The sequence below is a fragment of the Stenotrophomonas sp. YJH_SMC_105-26 genome, assembly GCF_059368915.1.
This window is the reverse complement of record NZ_JCAFSD010000003.1, coordinates 49,761-71,281: the sequence shown is the minus strand read 5'-3', so window position 1 is coordinate 71,281 and position 21,521 is coordinate 49,761. Positions and strand designations below refer to the sequence as shown.

Genomic DNA, 21,521 nt, shown 5'->3' with positions numbered 1-21,521 from the left:
CGCCATGGGCGGCGCGCGGGAAAACGGACGGGCCGGCGCGAGGCCGGCCCGAAGGCGGATCAGGGCGACTTGGCGAGCTTGCTGTTGCGGATGCCGTAGCCCAGGTAAATCAGCAGGCCGAGCAGCGTCCAGCCAACGAACAGGTGCCAGTGCACCACGAACGCCTGCCAGAACAGGAACAGGCAGGTGGCCGCGCCGAGCGGGCAGATGATCCAGACCATCGGCACGCGGAACGGGCGGTGCAGGTCCGGCTTGGTATAGCGCAGCACCAGCACGCCGACGCAGACGGTGGCGAAGGCCAGCAGGGTGCCCATCGAGACGAGTTCGCCGAGCACGTTCAGGGGCACCAGGCCGGCCAGCGCGGCAGCGATCACGCCGACCACGATGGTGGCCACGTACGGGGTGCGGAAGCGGGCGTGGACCTTGCCGAAGAACTTCGGCAGCAGGCCGTCGCGGGAGATGGTGTAGGCGATGCGGGTCTGGCCCATCATCATCACCAGCACCACCGAGGACAGGCCGGCGATGGCGCCGACTTCCACGAACGTCTTCAGCCAGGACAGGGTCGGGTAGGGCTCCAGCGCGGTCGCCACCGGCTTGTCGGTGCCCAGCAGGTGGTACGGCATCATGCCGGTCAGCACCGCACAGACGATGATGTAGACGATCGTGCACACGGCCAGCGAGCCGAGCAGGCCGATCGGCATGTTGCGTTGCGGGTCCTTGGTCTCGCCAGCAGCGGTGGAGACCGCATCGAAGCCGATGTACGCGAAGAACACGATGGTGGCGGCGCGGAAGATGCCGCTCCAGCCGAACTCACCCGGCACGCCGGTGTTTTCCGGAATGAACGGGTGCCAGTTGGCCGGGTCGATGTGGGCCGCGCCGATGCCGATGAACAGGCAGATGACGGTGACCTTGATCGCCACGATGATGGCGTTGACGAACGCCGACTGGGTCACGCCCACGTACAGCAGGCCGGACACCGCCGCCACGATCAGCACCGCCGGCAGGTTGAACAGCTTGCCGGAGGAGACGAACTCGCTGCCGGTCCAGGCGATGGGCGCGGCGCTGAGCATGTCCGGGAAGGGCATGTGCAGCGTGGTGGTGATGAAGCTGATCAGGTAGGCCGACCAGCCCACCGCGACCGAGGCCGAGGCGAACAGGTACTCCAGCACCAGGCACCAGCCGATGAACCAGGCCATGCCTTCGCCGAGGGTGGCGTAGGAATAGGAGTAGGCACTGCCGGAGACCGGCATCATCGCCGCGAACTCGGCATAGCACAGGCCTGCCAGCGCACAGGCGAAACCGGCCAGCACGAACGACAGCATGACCGCCGGGCCCGCGTGGTTGGCTGCGGCCTGGCCGGTCAGCACGAAGATGCCTGCGCCGATCACCGCACCCACGCCCAGCAGGATGAGGTGTTTAGCCGTGAGGGTCCGTTTCAACGTGGCTTCGCCGTCCAGGCTGCCTTCGATGGGTTCGCCGGCATCGACGTGCCCGGCCGGCTCGACCGGCTTGACCCTCAACAGAGCTTTCAGCATGCAGTACTTCCTAGTGATCGGATGGGGTGGGCGGCCGATACGTTGCCGGCTGCCTTGAATGGTGAAGGCCGTGCGAACGGCCCGCTGTACCTTAGCCAAAGCTGAAGCCAACGCACAAGCGCAATCGCAACAATGAACGGCGATAATGAGCAGTATTTTTCCGAACCGCCCCCATTCATGAGCCAGACCGCCGAAACCCTTGCCGCGCTTGACGATCGCCTGCGCGGCCTGCTCCGGGACTACGCGCGCCGCGAACCCGCCCACGACGCCCTGGCTGCCGAATTCGGCACATTGCTGGATGATCCGGAAGATCCGTTCCGCCGCGAGCGCCTGGCCGGCCACTTCACCGCCAGCTGCTGGCTGGTCAGCGCCGATGGCCAGCGCCTGCTGCTCACCCACCACCGCAAGCTGCAGCGCTGGCTGCAGCTGGGCGGCCACGCCGACGGCGACCGTGACCTGGCCCGGGTGGCGCTGAAGGAAGCCGAGGAGGAGTCGGGCCTGAGCGGCCTGGTGCTGGAAGACCCGGCCATCTTCGATCTGGACAAGCACTGGATTCCGGAGCGCAAGGACGTGCCGGGGCACTGGCACTACGACGTGCGTTTCGTGATCCGGGCGCTGGGGGGCGAGGCCTTCGTGCTCAGCGAGGAATCGCTCGACCTGGCGTGGCGGCCGGTGACCGAGGTCGCGTCCGATCCGGAATCGGATGAATCCATGCAGCGCATGGCGCGCCGCTGGCTGGCACGTTGATGCTCTCGGACGGCTGTGCCGCGTTTGTTGCGGCTCATGCCTGTGGCGAGGCGAAGCACGATGCTGCCCTTGCGATGATCAAGGCTGCATTGCCAGTCATCACATCCATCGACTGGGAGCGCGTGCCATCGCGCCTGGAGGTCCCCGGGGTGGGGCGGGAGCGGCTGGCGCAGGAGTTGAGCGCCATTGCAGATGCTGTTGGCTTGCCAAGCGAGGCTGCGTTGACGGTTGTCCAGGTGGATGGGGCGGTACCTTCGCTGGGTAGCCGCCTGCAGGACTGGCTGGTTCATGCCGAGGAGCTGGATTTCGTCGATACGCTGTTCCTGTCGATGGAAGACAGGGTTCTGATCCATTGGGACTTTTACAAGAACCTCCACGCCGTAAGGTTCTGAGGTGTTCCATCCACGCATGGCGTGGATCTACTGCGGGATAGCGCGAAACGCCAGTAGATCCACGCCATGCGTGGATGGTGCGACGCCGGAAGCAATCCGCCGGGGCATGCCCGGCGACGCCTTGCTCAATACAAGATGCGCGTCCGCAGCGTGCCCGGAATCGCGGCCAGCTCGTCGCGGACGGCGGCGGCCTGCGCCTCGCTGGCGGTGATGTCGATCACCACGTAGCCCACCTTCGGGTCGGTGCGCAGGAACTGGCCGTCGATGTTGACGTTGTGGCGCGAGAAGATCTCGTTGACCCTGGACAGCACGCCCGGCACGTTCTGGTGGATATGCAGCAGGCGCAGGCTGTCCTCGTGTTCGGGCAGGGTCACTTCCGGGAAGTTGACCGCCGACAGCGTGCTGCCGTTGTCGCTGTAGCGCACCAGCTTGGCCGCCACTTCCACGCCGATGTTGTCCTGCGCTTCCAGCGTGCTGCCGCCCACGTGCGGGGTCAGGATCACGTTGTCGTGGCGGGTCAGCGGCGACTCGAAGATATCGCCGTTGCCCTTCGGTTCGACCGGGAATACGTCCAGCGCGGCACCGCCGACGTGGCCGCTGGCTAGCGCTGCGTCCAGCGCGTCGATGTCGACCACGGTGCCGCGCGCGGCGTTGATCAGGTGCGCGCCCTTGCGCATCTTCGCCAGCTCGGTGCTGCCGATCATCCACTGCGTGGCCGGGGTCTCCGGCACGTGCAGGGTGACGATGTCGGCGCGGGCCAGCAGATCGTCCAGGCTCGCCGCGGCACGGGCATTGCCCAGCGCCAGCTTGGTTTCCACGTCGTGGAAGATCACCTGCATGCCCAGCGATTCGGCCAGCACGCCGACCTGGGTGCCGATGTGGCCGTAACCGATGATGCCCAGCGTCTTGCCGCGCACTTCATGGCTGCCGCTGGCCGACTTCGACCAGCCGCCGCGATGGCACTCGGCGTTCTTCTGCGGAATGCCACGGGTCAGCATGATCGCCTCGGCGATCACCAGCTCGGCCACGCTGCGGGTGTTGGAGTAGGGCGCATTGAACACCGGGATGCCGGCCAGCTCGGCCGCGTCCAGGTCGACCTGGTTGGTGCCGATGCAGAAGCAGCCCACCGCGATCAGGCGCTTGGCCTCGGCCAGCACCTCGGCGCTGAGCTGGGTGCGTGAGCGGATGCCGACGATGTGCGCCTCGGCGATGCGCGCCTTCAGTTCGTCCTCGGGCAGCGCCTTGGTGTGCGCCTCGATCTGGCTGTAGCCGGCGGCGCTGAACACCTCCACGGCGGTCTGGCTGACCCCCTCCAGCAACAGTACGCGGATATCCTGCTTCGGGAACGAGGTCTTCTTCGGCGACATGGGGCAACACGGCCAGTGGGACAGGGGCTGACCACTATGCCAGATCGAAGCGCCCATGGTGCAGTGCGCAATTGGTTGCATCCGTAGCTATCTGTATCGCTGCGGGGCTGGACGCTGGCGCGTACCGCTGGCACGCTTGCCCGTCTTCACGCACCGCGTTGGACCGTCATGACCGATTCCCGCATTGCCTCGCTGCAGCAGGCCTGTCCCGGCCTGAAGCTGAAGATCGACCCGGCTGACCTGGAGCATTACGGGCGCGACTGGACCCGGCGCTGGACGCCAGCGCCGCTGGCGATCGCACTGCCGGCCACGGTCGAGGAAGTGCAGGCGGTGATGCGCTGGAGTGCGGGCGAGGGCGTGGCCGTGGTGCCGTCCGGCGGACGTACCGGCCTTTCCGGTGGCGCGGTGGCCGCCAACGGCGAGCTGGTGCTCAGCCTGGAACGGATGAACAAGGCACTGGCCTACGACGCGGTCGATCGCACCCTGGTGGTGCAGGCCGGCATGCCGCTGGAGGCCGTGCACAACGCCGCGCTGGACCACGGCCTGATCTACCCGGTGGACTTCGCTGCGCGCGGGTCGTGCACGATCGGCGGCAACATCGCCACCAATGCCGGCGGCATCCGCGTGATCCGCTATGGCAATACCCGCGAGTGGATCGCCGGGCTGAAGGTGGTTACCGCCAGCGGCGAACTGCTGGAACTCAACAAGGGCCTGATCAAGAACTCCAGCGGCTATGACTTCCGCCAGCTGCTGATCGGTTCGGAAGGCACGTTGGGCGTGATCGTCGAGGCGACAGTGAAACTCACCGATCCGCCGCCAGCCAGCAACGTGATGCTGCTGGCCGTGCCCAGCTTCGAGGTGCTGATGCAGGTGTTCGCCGCGTTCCGCGCGCGCCTGCAGCTGCAGGCCTTCGAATTCTTCACCGACCGGGCGCTGGAGCACGTGCTGGCGCATGGCGCGCAGGCACCGTTCGACGAGGTGCATCCGTACTACGTCGTCACCGAGTTCGCGGCCAACGACGAGGCACAGGAAGCCGCGGCGATGGCGGCCTTCGAGGACTGCATGGGCAACGGCTGGGTCAGCGACGGTGTGATCAGTGCCAGCGATGCCCAGGCCGCCCAGCTGTGGCGCCTGCGCGAAGGCATCACCGAGTCGCTGGCGCGCTACAAGCCCTACAAGAATGACGTCTCGGTGCGGATCTCGGCGATGCCGGCGTTCCTGGCCGAGACCCAGGCACTGATCGGGCAGGCCTACCCGCACTTCGACGTGGTCTGGTTCGGCCATATCGGCGATGGCAACCTGCACATCAACGTGCTCAAGCCGGACGACACCAGCGACGCCGACTTCGTGGCGCAGTGCGAGCACGTGACCAAGCTGCTGGCGCAGGTGCTGGCCCGCTTCGATGGCAGCATCTCGGCCGAGCACGGCATCGGACTGGTCAAGAAGGGCTACCTGGACAGCACCCGCGGCCCCGCCGAGATCGCGCTCATGAAGGCGGTCAAACGCGCGTTCGATCCCCAAGCGCGGCTGAATCCCGGCAAGCTGTTCGACGCCTGAGCCGGGCAAATCCTTCACGTACCCGTTACGCTCCACGCACCTTCACAACCGGCTTCGAACCGATGACCCGTCCGCTTCTGCTGCTCGCCCTGCTGTCCCTGCCGCTGGCCGGCTTCGCTTCCAGCTTCGCTGGCACCTCGGCCGGTTCGGCGACCGGTGCCTCCTCCGGTTCCTCGGGCAGCAGCTCGGGCGACGACAAGGTGGTGCAGGCCGCGCGCGACGATGCCGCTGCGTTCGTCGCCAGCGACGGCCAGATCCGTGGCGCCCGCCTGCAGGCCGCGCTGGTCCACCTGCGCGAGCAGAGCGCTGCCGCACAGCAACAGAGCGACCTGGAACTGGCCCGCGCGCTGCTGGCGCGTTGATGCGGGCTGCATGACCTCGGCGCCATCGCTTTCTGCAGAGCCGAGCCATGCCCGGCTGGATGCCCGGCGCACCCGGATCGCAACAGCAGCCGAGCATGGCTCGGCTCTACGGAAGCACAGCGGGCGGTGCGGGTGGATGGCCGCATTGGCATGGCTGCTCATCCCTTCCGCCCATGCGGCTGATCGGCTGCAGCTCGATCCCTCCGGTCTCGATCCGACGCAGCAGCAGCTCGCCAGCCAGACCCTGGCTGACGTGCAGTCCCTGCTGCCGGAAGGCCTGCTGCGCGCTTTGCCGGCTCAGGTGCAGGTGCGCTGGAGTGATGACCTTCCCGCCGAGGTGCACGGGCGCGCTTTCGCCGGCCGCATTACGTTGCGCCGCACCCTGCTGGATGACGGCATGCCCGGCAACCGCCGTGCGCGCCGCAGTGCGCTGGTGCATGAACTGACCCACGTCGCCGACCGTGGCGGTGCGAACTGGTCGCAGAGCGTGCGATGGCGTGACCTTGCGGGCTGGCAGCGCAAGCCCTGGCACCTCGGCCGGGGCGACAACGATTTCCGTGATCGCAGCCCGGATGTCTATGAACTGACGAACCCGGCCGAGTACCTGGCCGTGAATGCCGAGCATTTCGTCCTCGACGGCGAGTTCGCCTGCCGGCGGCCCGCATTGGCGCAGTGGTACCAGGCGCATTTCGGAACGCCACCGTCGCTGCCACGGCCGCGGTGCGCCACGACGCTGCCCCTGCTGCAGGCCGAATCGGAGGAGGGCGCTGCATCGCTGCTGCAGCTCGATCCGGCGCGCGTCTACGCGGTGGACTACCTGTTCGCCGAAGGCAGTGCGCAGCCGATGAGTCGCTGGGGCCACAGCATGCTGCGGCTGGTGGTCTGCAAGCCGGGCCGCGTACCTGGGCCGGACTGCCGCCTGGACCTGGAGTACCACCGCGTGCTGTCGTTCCGCGCGTTCGTGGGCGACGTGCAGATATCCAACTGGCGTGGCCTGACCGGCGGCTATCCGTCGCGGCTGTTCGTGCTGCCCCTGCAGCAGGTGGTGGACGAGTACACCAAGGTCGAGCTGCGCGGGCTGCAGTCGCTGCCGCTGCAGCTGGGCCGCAGCGAAATCGCGAGCCTGCTCGAGCGCACCGCGCAGGTGCACTGGAGCTATGACGGGCGCTATTACTTCGTCAGCAACAACTGCGCGGTGGAAACCGCCAAGCTGCTGCAGGCCGGGGTGCCGCGCCTTGGCGAGGCGGGCCTGGCCCAGCTGAGCCCGCGCGGCCTGAAGCGGCGACTGGTGCGGCTGGACGTGCTCGACGAGAGGGTACTGGCGGACCGCACTGCAGCGCAGGCGCAGGGCTACTACTTCGCCTCGGCGCGCGACCACTACCAGCAGTTGTTCGCAGTGGCCGCGGCCCAGCTGGCCTTGCCCGCTCGTGATGTGCGCGGCTGGTTGAAGCTGCCTGCACAGCAACGCGCACCGTGGCTGCTGCAGGGTGACCTGCGTGCCAGTGCCGGCCTGTTGCTGCTGGAACAGGCCGCGCAGCGGCGCGCCGAGCTGCGCGCACGCGATGTGCTCAAGCGGCAGCTGCTGGCCGCACCGGACAGCGCTGAAACGCGCAGCCTGCGCGGGTTGCTGGAGCAGAGCGGGCAGTGGCTGCGCCCGGGGACGCTGCTGCAGGATGACGGCTATGGATTGCCGCTGGGCGACGAGCAGGCGCTGCTGTCCGCGGCCGTGGCCACTGCCAGTGCGCAGGCGGTCCCGGCGTGGCAGGCATTGCGCGTCCAGCTGCGCCAGCAGCTGCCGATCCGCCAACGCGAGGAAATGGATGCGATCGACGCCAATCTGGCCGCACTCGGTGCACACCTGCGTACGCAGGCAGCCCGCCCGGCTACTGGCGCGGCAGTTCGATGACGAAGCGGCTGCCGCCGGCGCTGCCCGGGATGCAGTAGACGCGGCCACCGTGCGCGTCGGCGATGGCCTTGACCACCGCCAGGCCGAGCCCGCTGCCGCCGCCCTGTCGCGAACGCGAACCGTCGCCACGCATGAACGGGGTGAAGATATCCGCGTGCAGTTCAGGGTCGATGCCCGGACCCTCGTCTTCGATCGCCACCTGCACGTGGCCGGGCGTGTCATGCACTGCAATCCGCACCTTGCCCGGGCTGGCATAGCGCCGCGCGTTCTCCAGCAGCGCCAGCAATGCCTGGCGCAGGCGGGTCGGGTCGCAGTGCGCGTTGTGTTCCTCGCGGCTGGTTTCCAGCTCAAGCACGAAGCCGGCGGCGCGGAACTGTGGATCGACCAGGGTCATCACCGAATGCACCTCGGCCACCACGTCGGTGCGCGCGCGACGCACGTCCAGCCGCGCGTTGTCGGACAGGCTCAGCACGCGCAGGTCCTCGATCAGCCGTGACAGCCCTTCGACCTGGGCCAGCAGGCTGCGGAACTGCGACTCGTCTGGCTGGAACACACCCTCTGCCAGCCCCTGCAGGCGGCCACGCAGGATCGTCACCGGTGTGCGCAGCTCATGGGCGATGGCCGCGTGCCACATCGCGCGCTCGCTCTCCATGTGCTGCAGGCGGCGCGCCATCGCATTGAAGTCCTCGACCAGGGTCGCCACTTCGCCCGGCGAATTTTCCTCGACGCTGGCGCGTGCACCCAGGTCGCCGCCCGCGAGCGCACGCACGCTGTCCACCAGCGAATTCAGCGGCGACAGGATGCGGTGGGCGAGGCGGAACGAGGCGGCGATGGCCAGCGCCAGCCCGGTCAGGATCACGCCCACCATCCATGCCAGTTCCGGGCCGGTCGGCAGCCAGCTTTCCGGCTCCTCGGCACTGCCGGGGAAGAACTCGACCAGCACCGCGTACAGCAGCCACGATGACAGGATCATCATCACGATGACGCCGATCACCATCAGCGACATCGAAACGATGATGTGGCGGCTCAGCCCGGAGCGGCGCAGGGAGGGCATCAGCGATCGGCCATCAGCCGGTAGCCGACGCCACGCACGCTGGCTGGGACGTTGACCATGCCCACTTCATCCAGCTTGCGGCGCAGCTTGCTGACATGGCTGTCGACGGTGCGCTCCAGTGCTTCGCTTTCCGGCAGGCATTCGTGCATCAGCTCGCTGCGGCTGAAGATGCGCGTCGGCGCCAGCGCCATGCAGTGCAGCAGCTTGAACTCGGTGAGGGTGAGCAGCACTTCGTGGCTGTAGCCTTCGCCCTCCACGTGCACCGCGTGGGTGGCCGAGTCGATCAGCAGCGGGCCGACGCGCAACGCGGTGGGTGCGTCCACGCGCGCGGCGCGCAGCGTGCGCCGCAGTACGGCGCGCACGCGCGCGGCCACCTCGGCCGGGTTGAAGGGCTTGACCACGTAGTCATCAGCGCCCATCCGCAGCGCGGTCAGCTTGTCCAGGTCCTGGTCCAGTGCGGTCAGCATGATCACCGGCGTCTCGCCGCGCTGGCGCAGCTGGGTCAGCACGCTCCAGCCGTCCAGGCGCGGCAGCTGCACATCGAGCAGGACCAGGTCGGGCCGGGCGCTGCGGTGCAGGTCCAGTGCGCTGTGGCCATCGGCGGCGCGCAGCGTGCGCAGTCCTTCGCGTTCCAGGTAGGCGCAGAGAATGTCAGCGATCTCGGCCTCATCCTCGACGATCAGGACGAGGGCGGCGAGGGCAGGGGAGGCATGCATGCAGGGGCGGGGCCGTAAGGTGCTTGCCTCCATCGTATCTCCACAGTTCCTCCATCGAAACCCCATCATCGCCACGCAGACTGCGCGCTTCAGAACCTATCCGCCGCCTGCGCGGCATTGTGCACAGCAATGAGAACCTTCAGGACTCCGGTCGCGTTGATCGCGGCCCTCGCCTTGGCCATGACGGCCTGCTCCACTCCCGAAGCCACCCCCGAGGCGGCGCCGCGCGTCAGCGTGATCAGCGTCGGCCCGCAGGTGGTGCAGCGTGACGACGAACTGCCAGGCCGCGTCGCGGCGGTGCGCACCGCGCAGATCCGCGCACAGGTGGGCGGCATCGTGCAGCGGCGCCTGTTCGACCAGGGGGCGGAAGTCAGTGCAGGCCAGGCCTTGTTCCAGATTGACCCGGCAGCGTTCCGGGCCGACGTCGATTCGGCGCTGGCCGCACTGCAGCGCAGTGAGGCGGCGTTGGGCCGCAGTCGCGTGCAGTCGCAGCGCCTGCACGCCCTGGCTGCCGCGCAGGCGGTCAGCCAGCAGCATCGGGACGACGCCAGCGCCGAGTACGAGCAGGCACGCGCGGCAGTGAATGAAGCGCGCGCGATCCTGTCCCGTCGCCAGCTCGACCTGCGCTATGCCACGGTCAGCGCACCGATTGCCGGTCGTATCGATCAGGCATTGGTGACCGAAGGTGCGCTGGTCGGCGTGGCCGATGCCGAGCCGATGGCCGTGGTACAGCAGATCGACCAGGTCTACGTGGATGTGCGCCAGCCGGCGGCGCAGCTGGAGTCGCTGCAGCGCAGTGCGGCCGGCGGCGACAAGCTGCCGGTGACGATCATCGGTGCCGCCGGCAAGCCGCTGCCCGAGCGTGGCCAGCTGCTGTTCTCCGGTATCAATGTCGATGCACGGACGGGTGATGTGATCCTGCGCATCCTGGTGGACAACCCGCGGCGGCAGCTGCTGCCCGGCATGTATGTGCGCGCGAGGGTGCCGCGGGGTGCCCCGGCCAGCACGATGACCGTGCCACAGCAGGCGGTGCTGCGCAGCGCCGGTGGCCAGGCCTATGCCTGGGTGATCGGCGCCGAGGGCAGGGCGGTGATACGCACGCTGGAGGTGGAAGGCAGCGTCGATCGCCAGTGGCTGGTGCGCGCGGGCCTGAAGGCCGGCGAGAAAGTGGTGGTCGAGGGCCAGGAGCGCCTGCAGGAAGGCGTGGTGGTCGATGCGCGCGACTGGCAGAAGCCAGTCGCCAGCGCCGGTGCGGTGCAGGCCGGCAGCAAGGGCTGAGCCTTTCCCGGGACAGCCCCTCCAGGAAAATCCAACATGGCACGTTTCTTCATCGATCGCCCGGTGTTCGCCTGGGTGCTGGCGATCTTCATCATCCTGGCCGGCGCGCTGGCGATTCCGCGCCTGGCCGTGGAGCGCTATCCGGCGGTCGCGCCGCCCAGCGTCAGCATCTATGCCAGCTACCCGGGTGCGAGCCCGCAGACGTTGAACGATGCGGTGGTCGGCCTGATCGAGCGCGAGCTGTCCAGCGTCAAGCACCTGCTGTACTTCGAATCGTCGGTGGACACCTCCGGCGAAGCCTCGATCACCGCCACCTTCAAGCCCGGCACCAATCCGGAACTGGCGCAGGTGGACGTGCAGAACCGGATCAAGGCGATCGAGCCGCGCCTTCCGCGCAGCGTGCGGCAGAACGGCCTGTTCGTGGAGGCCGCCGATTCCGGCTTCCTGATGCTGGTCGGCCTGCGTTCGCCGGATGCCAGCGTCAGCGAGGCCGCGCTGGGCGATTTCATGGCGCGCAACATCATCGAAGAGCTGCGCCGCATCGATGGCGTCGGTCGCGTGCAGTTGTTCGGTGCCGAGCAGGCGATGCGCGTGTGGCTGGACCCGACCCGGTTGACCGGCTACGGCCTGACCATGGGCGATGTGGCCACTGCCATCGAGCAGCAGAACCTGGAGATCTCGCCGGGGCGCATCGGTGATTCGCCGGGTGTTCCAGGCCAGCGCATCACCGTGCCGCTCAGCGCCGACGGCCAGTTGTCCACGCCGGAACAGTTCGCGGCGATCGTACTGCGCGCCGGGGCCGACGGTTCACGGGTGGTGCTGGGTGATGTCGCCCGCGTCGAACTGGGCGCGCAGAGCTATGCCTGGGGCACCCGCGAGGATGGCCATCCAGCCACCGCCGCCGGGGTGCAGCTGCGGCCGGGCGCGAATGCGGTGCGCACGGCGTCGGCGGTCCGTGAGCGCATGGCCGAACTGGCGCCGCTGTTGCCGCGCGGCGTGGAGGCGAGCATTCCGTTCGACACCGCGCCGTTCGTCAAGATCTCGATCCAGAAGGTGGTGCAGACGCTGCTGGAGGCGATGCTGCTGGTGTTCGCGGTGATGTACCTGTTCCTGCAGAACTGGCGCTACACGCTGATTCCAGCGCTGGTCGCACCGATCGCGCTGCTCGGTACCTTCGCGGTGATGCTGGTGCTGGGCTTCTCGATCAACGTGCTGACCATGTTCGGCATGGTGCTGGCGATCGGCATCATCGTCGACGACGCGATCGTGGTGGTCGAGGGCGTGGAGCGGATCATGGCCGAGGAGGGCCTGCCGCCGCGCGAGGCGACCATCAAGGCGATGCGCGAGCTGACCGGCGCGGTGATCGGCATCACCCTGGTGCTGACCGCGGTGTTCATTCCGATGGCCTTGGCCAGCGGCTCGGTGGGCGCGATCTACCGCCAGTTCACCGTGGCGATGGCGGTGTCGATCCTGTTCTCGGCGCTGCTGGCACTGAGCCTGACACCGGCGCTGTGCGCGACCCTGCTGCGCCCGAACACCCACGGCCATCATGGTCGTGGCGGGCTGTTCGGCGCCTTCAATCGTGGCTTCGAGGCGTTGACCGGGCGCTACCAGCGTGGCGTGGCCTCCGTGCTGCAGCGAAGCGGCCGGGTGATGGGCGTGTTCGCCGCGCTGGTGGCGGCGCTGCTGCTGGGCCTGCACTGGCTGCCGGGCGCGTTCCTGCCGGAAGAGGACCAGGGCTATTTCATGACCTCGATCCAGCTGCCGGCCGAAGCCACCGCCGAACGCACGCTGGCGGTGGTCGAAGCCTACGAACGGCACGTGGCCTCGCGCCCGGGCATCGGCTCCAACCAGTCGATCCTCGGTTACAGCTTCTCCGGTTCCGGCCCGAGCGCGGCGCTGACCTACACCATGCTGAAGGACTGGGGCGAGCGTGCTGGCGCCACCGCGGCCAGCGAGGTGGAGGCCGCGCAGCAGGCGATGGCCACGGTTGCCGAGGGTGAGGTGATGAGCGTGATGCCGCCGGCGATCGACAGCCTGGGCCGTTCGTCCGGGTTCTCGCTGGCCCTGCAGGCGCGTACCGGGCAGAGCCAGGCCGAGCTGCGCGCGGCCCTGCAGCAGCTGCTGAAGCTGGCCGAGGCCAGTCCGCTGCTGTCGGAGGTGCATGCCGATGGCCTGCCGGCAGGTATCAGCGTGCGGCTGGACATTGATCGCGCCAAGGCCGAGGCGATGGGCGTGGGCTTCGAGCACATCAGCAGCACGCTGTCAGCGGCGATGGGCTCGCAGTACGTCAATGATTTCCCCAACAAGGGCCGGTTGCAGCAGGTGATCCTGCAGGCCGACGCGCCGCATCGCATGGAACTGGAGGACGTGCTGAAACTGTACGTGCGCAACAGCGAGGGCGGCATGGTGGCGTTGTCGGAACTGGTGACCCCGAACTGGACCGAGGCGCCGCTGCAGCTGCAGCGCTACCTCGGCTTCCCGGCGTTGAATCTGTCCGGCGCACCGGCCTCCGGCGTGTCGACCGGCCAGGCCATGGCGGAGATGGAGCGGTTGGCCGGGAAGCTGCCGTCCGGTTTTGCCCTGCAGTGGACCAGCCAGTCGCTGCAGGAGCGTGAGTCGGGGGCGCAGGCGCCGTGGCTGCTGTTGTTGTCGATGCTGGTGGTGTTCCTGGTGCTGGCGGCGCTGTACGAGAGCTGGTCGATTCCGCTGGCGGTGATGCTGGTGGTGCCACTCGGCCTGCTCGGTGCGGTCGCCGCGGTGCTGTTGCGTGGCATGCCCAACGATGTGTTCTTCAAGGTCGGCATGATCACCGTGATCGGGCTGTCTGCGAAGAACGCGATCCTCATTGTCGAGTTCGCGCGGCAGCTGCAGCAGCAGGGGCGCGGCCTGGTCGAGGCGGCATTGGAGGCGGCCAGGCTGCGCCTGCGCCCGATCGTGATGACCTCGCTGGCATTCGCGCTGGGCGTGGTGCCGCTGATGCTGGCGCAGGGCGCGTCGAAGGAAACCCAGCAGGCGATTGGAACCGGTGTGTTCGGCGGGATGGTCAGTGCGACCGTGCTGGCCGTGTTCTTCGTGCCGGTCTTCTATGTAGTGGTGCAGGGCGCGCGGCAGTGGATCGCGCAGCGCCTGCGCAGGCGCCGGCCGATGCCGGGAGGAACCGTGGATGGAACGGAACATCGTTGAAGATCTGCATGAGCAACAGTTGATGGCGCTGGAGCAGCGCCTGTGCGCGGCGCTGCTGGAAAATGACCACGAGGCGTTGAACGCGCTGGTATCGCCGGCCTTGTTCATGATGGAAGGCCACGGCGGCCGCATGCTCGATCTGCCAGGGCTGGGCGATTGGCTGGCCGGCAGCCTGCAGGTGCGAAGCCTGCAGCTGCACGCGGTGGAGGCGCTGCTGTGTGGCCGCCTGGCGTTGCTGTCCAGCGACGTGCGGTTGTCCGTGTGGCGGCAGGGCCGGGAGCGTGAAGTGAAGCTGCGCCTGCTGCGGGTCTGGGCCTGCAGTTCCGCCGGCAGCGGTGCGCAGCTGTTGTCGATGGCGGTACTGGCCGCGTGAGTACGGTCAGGCCGCTTTCAGGCCGCGCTCACCGGCAGGTGGTAGGGTCGAAGGTCTCTGTAGTGTCGACAAGGAGTCGAGCCATGCGTGTAGTTCCCAGTCTGTTGGCAGCCTCGCTCGGGTTGGTGCTGGCCGCGTGCCAGCCGGCCCAGGCACCCGCTGCGGGCGGCACCGATGCCGCGCCGCCGGCGGCGCCCGAACCGGCTGCCAGCACCAGCGCCGGTACCGGCAGCGAGACCACGTACCGGTGTGGTGATCTGAGCGTGCGCGCGGCCTTCAATGGCGAGGATGCGGCCACGGTGGTGATCGGCGAACGTACCTTCGCCATGACCTCCGAACGTGCAGCGTCGGGTGCCAGGTACGGTGATGGCCAGGGCAACAGCTTCTGGACCAAGGGCAGCGATGACGGCCTGTTGAGCCTGAAGGGCGAGGCGGACCGCGAGTGCCATGCGGTCGAAGCGACCGAAGGCGATGGCAGCGCGGGCACGGCCGCGTTCCGCGCCACGGGCAACGAGCCGGGCTGGTTGGCGGTCGTCGATGGCGACGCGCCGGGCCTGCGGGTGGAAGTTGACTATGGCGAGCGTCGCTTCGACGTCGCCACGCCCACCGAAGGTGCTGACGGTTGGAGTGGCAAGGCGTCCGACGGTACCGACGTCAAGCTCAGCTTCCAGCGCACCACCTGCCAGGACGACATGAGCGGCGAGGCGTTCGATGCCAAGGTGAACCTGACCATCGGCACCCGCCAGTACCACGGCTGCGGCAACTTCGGCGCGAAGAAGCCGTAAGCCTTCTGTAGAGCCGAGTCCACGCTCGGCTCTACACGATCGCTACATCCGATGCGCTGCCCGCTGCCTGCGGCGAGCACGCCGCAAGCAGGGACAGGCAGCCGATCAGCGCAAGGCGCTTAGTCGGCACGGCCGGCGAATTCGCCGGTGGCGGTGTTCACCAGCACGCGTTCGCCGTTGACGATGTATTCCGGCACCATGATCTCGATGCCGGTGTTGAGCTTGGCCGGCTTCGGGCGCTTGGTGGCAGTGCCGCCCTTCAGTTCCGGCGGGGTCTCGATCACTTCCAGCACCACCGAGGCCGGCAGCTGGATCGCCACCGGCTGCTCGTCGATCACCTGCACGTAGATGCCGGTCAGGCCGTCGGTGATGTAGCCGGCGTCGTCGCCGATCACGTCCGCGTCCAGGGTGTAGGGCGTGTAGTCCTCGTCATCGAGGAACACGAAGGCATCGCCGTCCTTGTACGAATAGGTGGACTGGCGGCGCAGCAGTTCGACCTCGACCAGGTTGTCGTCGGCATCGAAGCTGGCGTCGAGCTTGTTGCCGCCCGGCACGCTGTACATGATGAAGCGGAAGCGGACGTTGCCGCCGCGACCCTGCGGCGAGCTGCGCTCGATGTCGCGGATCTGGTACACGCCGTTGTTGTACTCGACGACGTTGCCCTTCTTGATGTCGTTGGCTTTCATGGTGATCTAGGTCGTTGGGGGAGGGCGCCGTCCCGGCGCCCGGGGGGAATCACTTCGGAGCGAGGCGGGTAGCGCCGTCCAGGCGGATGGTCTCGCCGTTGAGGTAGGTGTTGCCGAGGATGAAGCCGACCAGGCTGGCGAAGTCTTCCGGCTTGCCCAGGCGCGACGGGAACGGGATCGAGGCGGCCAGCGACTGCTGCACGGCTTCGGGCATGCCATCGACCATCGGCGTCCAGAACACGCCAGGAGCAATCGTATTGACGCGGATGCCGAAGCGCGACAGTTCGCGCGCCATCGGCAGCGTCATCGACACCACGCCGCCCTTGCTGGCGGCATACGCGGCTTGGCCGATCTGTCCTTCATAGGCAGCGATGCTGGCGGTGTTGATGATCACGCCGCGCTCGCCGTCTTCGCCGGCGTCGTTGTGCTGCATGCGGTTGGCCGCGGCCTTGGCGACGTTGAAGCTGCCGACCAGGTTGACCATCACCGTGCCCTGGAAGCCGGCCAGCGGCATCGGGCCTTCCTTGCCGAGCACGCGACCGGCGCCGAGGATGCCGGCGCAGTTCATCGCCACGTTCAGGCCGCCGAGGAAATCGTGGGCCTGGTCGATGGCTGCAGCCACGGCCGCCTCATCGCTGACATTGACATTGAAATAGCGGGCCTTGTCGGCACCCAGCCCGGCAACGGCAGCTGCACCCTTGTCGTCGTTGAGGTCGAACAGAGCCACCTTGCCGCCCTGGGCGACGAGGTGCTGGGCCACGGCCAGGCCGAGGCCGGAGACGCCGCCAGTGATCACGGCACGTACGGAAGACAGCTGCATTGCACGGTCCTGCAGGTTCGAGAACCGCCGATTCTAACGGAAGCGGCGACCGTCGCCGTTGTGCGCTGCGCCGCCCGAGGGGGAGCGGCGCAGCGGGGTGCTCAGCCGGCCGCTGCGAGCGCCTGGCCGGTGCGGCTGGCGGTGGCGCGGCCGAGCAGGCCGGCCAGCCAGCGGCCGGTCTCGGCCAGTGCCGGCAGGTCCACGCCGCTGTCCAGGCCCAGGCCCTGCAGCAGGTAGACCACGTCCTCGCTGGCGACGTTGCCGCTGGCCCCCTTCGCGTACGGGCAGCCACCGGCGCCCGAGACTGCACTGTCGACCACGCGCACGCCTGCTTCCAGGCAGGTGGCGATGTTGGCGATGGCCTGGCCGTAGGTGTCGTGGAAGTGCACGGCCAAGGCTTCCATCGGGATCTCGGCAGCGACCGCCTGCAGCATCGCCCGTGCCTTGCGTGGGGTGCCGACGCCGATGGTGTCGCCCAGCGAGATTTCGTAACAGCCCATCTGGTGCAGCGCGCGCGCCACCCGCACCACGTCGGCCAGCGGCACCTCGCCCTGGTAGGGGCAGCCGAGCACGGTGGAGACGTAGCCGCGCACGCGCACGCCATCGGCGGCGGCGCGGCGCAGGATCGGCTCGAACCGGGCCAGCGATTCGTCGATGCCGGCATTGGTGTTGGTGCGGTTGAAGGCCTCGGACGCGGCGGTGAACACCGCTACTTCCTCCACGCCCACCGCACGGGCGCGGTCGTAGCCCTGTTCGTTCGGCACCAGTACCGGGTAGTGGATGCCGGGGCGGCGCTGGATGCCGGCGTAGACCTCGGCGGCATCGGCCAGCTGCGGAATCCACTTCGGGCTGACGAAACTGGTCGCCTCGATGCTGCGCAGGCCGGTGGCCGACAAGCGGTTGATCAGTTCGATCTTGTCGGCGGTGGACACCGATTGCTTTTCGTTCTGAAGGCCGTCACGCGGGCCGACCTCGACGATGCGGACGTAGTCGCTCATGCAGCCACCTCGCCGACGGGGCGATGGCAGACCGCTTCGATGTTGTTGCCGTCCGGGTCGAGCACGAAGGCGGCGTAGTAATCCGGGTGGTACCACGGGCGCAGGCCCGGCGCGCCGTTGTCGCGGCCACCGGCGGCGAGGGCGGCGGCGTGGAAGGCGTCCACCTGCGCGCGGCTGGCGCAGGCGAAGGCCACGTGCACGCCGTGGCTGGCGGTGCCGCCATTGCCGAGCCAGAAGAACGGCTTGCCGTCGCTGCCGAAGCCGATGTGGTCGTGGTCGCCGGTCTGTTCGGCGCTCACTTCCATCACCACGCCGATCTGCAGCGGCGCCAGCGCCTGCAGGAAGAAGGTCTTGCTGCGCGCCAGGTCGGCGCTGGTCAAACCAAGATGATCGAGCATGTTCAGGCTTCCGTGACCCAATGGGGGGCGCGCTTGTCGAGGAAGGCGCCCAGGCCTTCCTGGCCCTCGGGGGACACCCGCAGGCGCGCGATCAGGGCGGCATTATCCCGATCCAGCGCGTCGCGGTCATGGCTGTCGCGGACCTGCCGGACCAGCTGCTTGGCGGTGGACGAGGCGATCGGGCCGGCCTTGTCGAGCAGGGCCAGCTGGCGCTCCAGCGCTTCGTCCAGGCGCTCGGGCTCGACCAGCTGGTGGACCAGGCCGATGCGCAGTGCGGTATCGGCGTCGAAGTGCTCGCCGGTGGCGAACCAGCGCCGCGCCTGGCGCGGGCCGATGGCCTCGATCACGTAAGGCGAGATCACCGCCGGCAGCAGGCCAAGGCGGCTTTCGGTCAGGCCGAAGCGGGCCGAGGTGCTGGCGATGGCAATGTCGCAGCAGGCAACCAGGCCGACGCCGCCACCGAAGGCCGCGCCGTGGACCCGGGCCAGGGTCGGCTTGGGCAGCTCGTCCAGGGTGCGCATCAGCCGTGCCAGTGCCAGCGAGTCCTCGCGGTTGTCGGCCTCGCTGGCCGCCGCCATGCCGCGCATCCACTGCATGTCGGCGCCGGCCGAGAAGGAGGCGCCGTGGCCGGCGACCACCACGGCCCGGACCGAATCATCGCGGCCGGCGGCTTCCAGCGCGGCGGTCAGCCGGGCGATCAGGCTGGCGTCAAAGGCGTTGTGCAGCTCCGGCCGGTTCAGCCAGAGGGTGAGGACGGCGCCACGGCGCTCGATCTGCAAAGCATCGTTCATGGGATTCCAGGGTCACTCCATACCTGTATGGATCATAGCGGGCCATTGGTCATGGGCCATGACGCGACGCGGGAATGTTAGAATCGAGAACCATTTACATCCAGCAGAGAACACGCTAGATGACGCTGTCCGAACTGCCGCTGCACACCTCGGCCGTGGTCGAGTCCGTGCAGGACCTGCATGCCAACGATGCCATTGCCCGTCGCCTGCGCGAGCTGGGTTTCGTGAATGGCGAGGAAGTGCGCTTGGTGGCCAAGGGCCCGGTGGGCGGCGAGCCGCTGCTGGTGCAGGTCGGGTTCACCCGGTTCGCGCTGCGGATCAGTGAAGCCAAGCGGGTCGTGGTCGACGCCGCCAGCCAGGAACGACGTGCATGACCGCAATCGCCGCCACCGCCCCCCTGCGCATCGCGCTGGTCGGTAACCCCAACAGCGGCAAGACCGCGCTGTTCAACCAGCTGACCGGCAGCCGGCAGAAGGTCGCCAACTACACCGGCGTCACCGTCGAGCGCAAGGAGGGCCGCCTGCGTGCGCCGTCCGGCCGTGAATTCGCCGTGCTTGACCTGCCGGGTGCCTACAGCCTGCATCCGGCCAGCCTGGACGAGGCGATCACCCGTGACCTGTGCCGGGGCTTCTACCCGGGCGAGGCCGCGCCGGACGTGCTGCTGTGCGTGATCGACGCCACCAACCTGCGCCTGCACCTGCGCTTCGCGCTGGAGCTGCGCGAACTGGGCAAGCCGATGGTGGTGGCCCTGAACATGGTCGATGCGGCCCAGCGCCGCGGCATCCAGGTGGATGTGGCCGCGCTGGAGCGCGAGCTGGGCGTGCCGGTGGTGGAGACCGTGGCGGTGCGCAAGCAGGGCGCCAAGGCCCTGGTCGAGCGCCTGGACGCGATGGTGCCGCACCTGGATGCACCGGTGCCGGGCCCGGAAGGTGGCATCGACTACCACGCCAAGGTGCGCGGGATCCTGTCGGTCGCCGTGCGGATGCCGGCACGGACCGCGAAGATCGACGACGCGCTGGACCGCTGGCTGCTGCACCCGGTGTTCGGCCTGGTCAGCCTGGCGGTGGTGATGTTCCTGATCTTCCAGGCGGTGTACGCCTGGGCGACGCCGCTGATGGACGGCATCGAGGCTGGCTTCGCCTGGCTCGGCACCTTTGTTGGCAGCGTGCTGCCGGAAGGCCCGCTGGCCAGCCTGCTGACCGACGGCATCATCGCAGGCGTCGGCGGCGTGGTGGTGTTCCTGCCGCAGATCCTGATCCTGTTCTTCTTCATCCTGGTGCTGGAGGAGTCCGGCTACCTGCCGCGTGCAGCGTTCCTGCTCGACCGCATGATGGCGGCCGCCGGCCTGTCCGGCCGCTCGTTCATCCCGCTGCTGTCCAGCTTCGCCTGCGCGGTGCCGGGCATCATGTCCACGCGCAGCATCCAGGACCCGCGTGACCGCCTGGCCACGATCCTGGTGGCGCCGCTGATGACCTGCTCGGCGCGCCTGCCGGTGTACGCGCTGCTGATCGGTGCGTTCATTCCGCAGAAGACGGTGTGGGGCGTGTTCAACCAGCAGGGCCTGGTGCTGTTCGGCCTGTATGCGGCGGGTATTCTCAGCGCGCTGGCGATGTCGTGGATCATGAAGAAGTGGCGTCGCGACAAGAGCGAGCACCCGCTGATGCTGGAGCTGCCGTCGTACCGCCTGCCGCATGTGCGCGACCTGGCGGTGGGGCTGTACGAGCGCGGCATGATCTTCCTCAAGCGCGTCGGCGGCATCATCCTGGCGCTGACCATCCTGCTGTGGGTGCTGCTGTCGTTCCCGGCGGCACCGGCCGACGCCACGATGCCAGCCATCGACTACAGCTACGCCGGCCAGATCGGCCATGCGATGGCGGTGTTCTTCGCGCCGCTGGGCTTCAACTGGCAGATCTGCATCGCGCTGATCCCGGGCCTGGCCGCGCGCGAGGTGGCGGTGTCTTCGCTGGCCACCGTGTATGCGCTGTCGGCCGCCGATGACGATGCCGCCAGCCAGGCGCTGACCCCGCTGATCAGCGATGGCTGGTCGCTGGCGACCGCGCTGTCGCTGCTGGTCTGGTACATCTACGCCCCGATGTGCATCTCGACGCTGGCCACCATCAAGCGCGAGACCAATTCGTGGAAGCAGATGGGCTTTGCCGCGTTCTACCTGTTCGCAGCGGCTTATGTGGCCGCACTGATCACCTACCAGGTGACCAGGGCGCTGGGAGGCGGCTGATGGATACCGGCCTGCTGATCCAGTACCTGATCATCGCGGTGGCTGTGCTGGTCAGTGCCTGGGTGGTGCTGAAGAAGCAGTTCCCGGGCACCGTGCGCACGCTGCGCGGTGCGTTGGCGTTGGCCCTGTTGAAGCCGGGCCGCGCCGCCTGGCTGCAGGCGCTGGGGCGGAAGATCGCGCCGCCGGCAACGGACGGTGGTGGTGCCTGTGGCGGTTGCGACAGCTGCGGGCCGAGCAAGAAGTGAAGTAGCGTCGAGCCTGTTCGGCTGCGGCCGCCTGGTGGGCGCGAACCTTCGGCCGGTGGGTGCGGGCCTTCGCCCTGTGGGTGCGAACC

Annotated in this window: 21 protein-coding genes; 12 read left to right on the top strand and 9 right to left on the bottom strand. The window is 68.3% G+C overall.

Features of this window, described 5'->3' with window-relative positions; all coding sequences use genetic code 11:
- Positions 1-59 precede the first annotated feature (59 nt).
- Positions 60-1,535, bottom strand: coding sequence for an amino acid permease (locus AC5P7F_RS10180; RefSeq protein ID WP_164077661.1), 1,476 nt, complete (start codon positions 1,533-1,535; stop codon positions 60-62).
- A 132-nt stretch (positions 1,536-1,667) separates the two neighbouring features.
- Between AC5P7F_RS10180 and AC5P7F_RS10175 the strand changes: the two genes are divergently transcribed.
- On the top strand, positions 1,668-2,282 hold the full coding sequence (locus AC5P7F_RS10175; RefSeq protein ID WP_164077662.1) for an NUDIX domain-containing protein: 615 nt from the start codon (positions 1,668-1,670) through the stop codon (positions 2,280-2,282).
- Positions 2,282-2,674 (top strand): hypothetical protein, encoded by a 393-nt coding sequence (locus tag AC5P7F_RS10170; RefSeq protein WP_053495366.1) that lies wholly within the window; start codon positions 2,282-2,284, stop codon positions 2,672-2,674. The genes AC5P7F_RS10175 and AC5P7F_RS10170 overlap by 1 nt, the downstream gene beginning before the upstream one ends.
- Positions 2,675-2,799: 125 nt before the next feature.
- On the opposite strand, the gene serA is transcribed toward AC5P7F_RS10170, so the two are convergent.
- Positions 2,800-4,041: a phosphoglycerate dehydrogenase gene (gene serA / locus AC5P7F_RS10165; RefSeq protein WP_005416356.1), complete on the bottom strand. Its 1,242-nt coding sequence runs from the start codon at positions 4,039-4,041 to the stop codon at positions 2,800-2,802.
- Positions 4,042-4,209: 168 nt separating this feature from the next.
- Between serA and AC5P7F_RS10160 the strand changes: the two genes are divergently transcribed.
- The 3 genes from AC5P7F_RS10160 to AC5P7F_RS10150 all read left to right on the top strand — a co-directional run bounded on the left by AC5P7F_RS10160 (position 4,210) and on the right by AC5P7F_RS10150 (position 7,866).
- Positions 4,210-5,598, top strand: a complete 1,389-nt coding sequence (locus AC5P7F_RS10160) for an FAD-linked oxidase C-terminal domain-containing protein (protein WP_164077663.1) — start codon at positions 4,210-4,212, stop codon at positions 5,596-5,598.
- Positions 5,599-5,660: 62 nt separating this feature from the next.
- On the top strand, positions 5,661-5,960 hold the full coding sequence (locus AC5P7F_RS10155; RefSeq protein WP_049408767.1) for a DUF2388 domain-containing protein: 300 nt from the start codon (positions 5,661-5,663) through the stop codon (positions 5,958-5,960).
- A gap of 136 nt (positions 5,961-6,096) precedes the next feature.
- On the top strand, positions 6,097-7,866 hold the full coding sequence (locus tag AC5P7F_RS10150) for a DUF7844 domain-containing protein (protein WP_164077664.1): 1,770 nt from the start codon (positions 6,097-6,099) through the stop codon (positions 7,864-7,866).
- Here AC5P7F_RS10150 and AC5P7F_RS10145 read toward each other — a convergent pair.
- Both AC5P7F_RS10145 and AC5P7F_RS10140 read right to left on the bottom strand, forming a co-directional pair.
- Positions 7,844-8,920: an ATP-binding protein gene (locus AC5P7F_RS10145; protein WP_014646977.1), complete on the bottom strand. Its 1,077-nt coding sequence runs from the start codon at positions 8,918-8,920 to the stop codon at positions 7,844-7,846. The genes AC5P7F_RS10150 and AC5P7F_RS10145 overlap by 23 nt on opposite strands.
- Positions 8,920-9,636: a response regulator gene (locus AC5P7F_RS10140; RefSeq protein ID WP_014646978.1), complete on the bottom strand. Its 717-nt coding sequence runs from the start codon at positions 9,634-9,636 to the stop codon at positions 8,920-8,922. The genes AC5P7F_RS10145 and AC5P7F_RS10140 overlap by 1 nt, the downstream gene beginning before the upstream one ends.
- A 129-nt stretch (positions 9,637-9,765) precedes the next feature.
- On the opposite strand from AC5P7F_RS10140, the gene AC5P7F_RS10135 reads away from it, so the two are divergent.
- From AC5P7F_RS10135 to AC5P7F_RS10120, 4 genes are all read left to right on the top strand, one after another.
- A complete protein-coding gene (locus tag AC5P7F_RS10135; RefSeq protein ID WP_197637166.1) occupies positions 9,766-10,914 on the top strand; it encodes an efflux RND transporter periplasmic adaptor subunit in 1,149 nt (382 codons plus the stop codon).
- 36 nt (positions 10,915-10,950) lie between these two features.
- Positions 10,951-14,100 carry a multidrug efflux RND transporter permease subunit gene (locus AC5P7F_RS10130; protein WP_164077666.1) on the top strand — a complete coding sequence of 1,050 codons (3,150 nt, stop codon included), beginning with the start codon at positions 10,951-10,953 and terminating at the stop codon, positions 14,098-14,100.
- Entirely contained in the window at positions 14,081-14,473 is a 393-nt protein-coding gene (locus tag AC5P7F_RS10125; RefSeq protein ID WP_164077667.1) for a DUF4440 domain-containing protein, read from the top strand. The genes AC5P7F_RS10130 and AC5P7F_RS10125 overlap by 20 nt, the downstream gene beginning before the upstream one ends.
- Positions 14,474-14,556: 83 nt before the next feature.
- A complete protein-coding gene (locus AC5P7F_RS10120) occupies positions 14,557-15,258 on the top strand; it encodes an MliC family protein (RefSeq protein WP_164077668.1) in 702 nt (233 codons plus the stop codon).
- Between the two features lie 119 nt (positions 15,259-15,377).
- Here AC5P7F_RS10120 and yeiP read toward each other — a convergent pair whose 3' ends face one another.
- The 5 genes from yeiP to AC5P7F_RS10095 all read right to left on the bottom strand — a co-directional run bounded on the left by yeiP (position 15,378) and on the right by AC5P7F_RS10095 (position 18,951).
- Positions 15,378-15,944: an elongation factor P-like protein YeiP gene (yeiP, locus tag AC5P7F_RS10115; RefSeq protein WP_005409468.1), complete on the bottom strand. Its 567-nt coding sequence runs from the start codon at positions 15,942-15,944 to the stop codon at positions 15,378-15,380.
- 49 nt (positions 15,945-15,993) lie between these two features.
- Positions 15,994-16,764, bottom strand: coding sequence for an SDR family oxidoreductase (locus tag AC5P7F_RS10110; protein ID WP_014646983.1), 771 nt, complete (start codon positions 16,762-16,764; stop codon positions 15,994-15,996).
- 101 nt (positions 16,765-16,865) lie between these two features.
- A complete protein-coding gene (locus AC5P7F_RS10105) occupies positions 16,866-17,762 on the bottom strand; it encodes a hydroxymethylglutaryl-CoA lyase (protein WP_005409470.1) in 897 nt (298 codons plus the stop codon).
- Positions 17,759-18,160 (bottom strand): VOC family protein, encoded by a 402-nt coding sequence (locus AC5P7F_RS10100; protein ID WP_032959476.1) that lies wholly within the window; start codon positions 18,158-18,160, stop codon positions 17,759-17,761. Before AC5P7F_RS10100 ends, AC5P7F_RS10105 begins: the two co-directional genes overlap by 4 nt.
- 2 nt (positions 18,161-18,162) lie before the next feature.
- Complete coding sequence (locus AC5P7F_RS10095) at positions 18,163-18,951, bottom strand: enoyl-CoA hydratase-related protein (RefSeq protein WP_164077669.1); 789 nt, start codon at positions 18,949-18,951, stop codon at positions 18,163-18,165.
- Positions 18,952-19,070: 119 nt separating this feature from the next.
- Between AC5P7F_RS10095 and AC5P7F_RS10090 the strand changes: the two genes are divergently transcribed.
- From AC5P7F_RS10090 to AC5P7F_RS10080, 3 genes are read left to right on the top strand one after another with little or no spacing between them, the layout of a single operon-like run.
- Positions 19,071-19,325, top strand: a complete 255-nt coding sequence (locus AC5P7F_RS10090; protein ID WP_005416370.1) for a FeoA family protein — start codon at positions 19,071-19,073, stop codon at positions 19,323-19,325.
- Positions 19,322-21,187: a ferrous iron transporter B gene (gene feoB, locus AC5P7F_RS10085; protein ID WP_032959475.1), complete on the top strand. Its 1,866-nt coding sequence runs from the start codon at positions 19,322-19,324 to the stop codon at positions 21,185-21,187. The genes AC5P7F_RS10090 and feoB overlap by 4 nt, the downstream gene beginning before the upstream one ends.
- A complete protein-coding gene (locus AC5P7F_RS10080) occupies positions 21,187-21,432 on the top strand; it encodes a DUF6587 family protein (protein WP_164077670.1) in 246 nt (81 codons plus the stop codon). The genes feoB and AC5P7F_RS10080 overlap by 1 nt, the downstream gene beginning before the upstream one ends.
- The last annotated feature ends 89 nt before the right edge of the window (positions 21,433-21,521 follow it).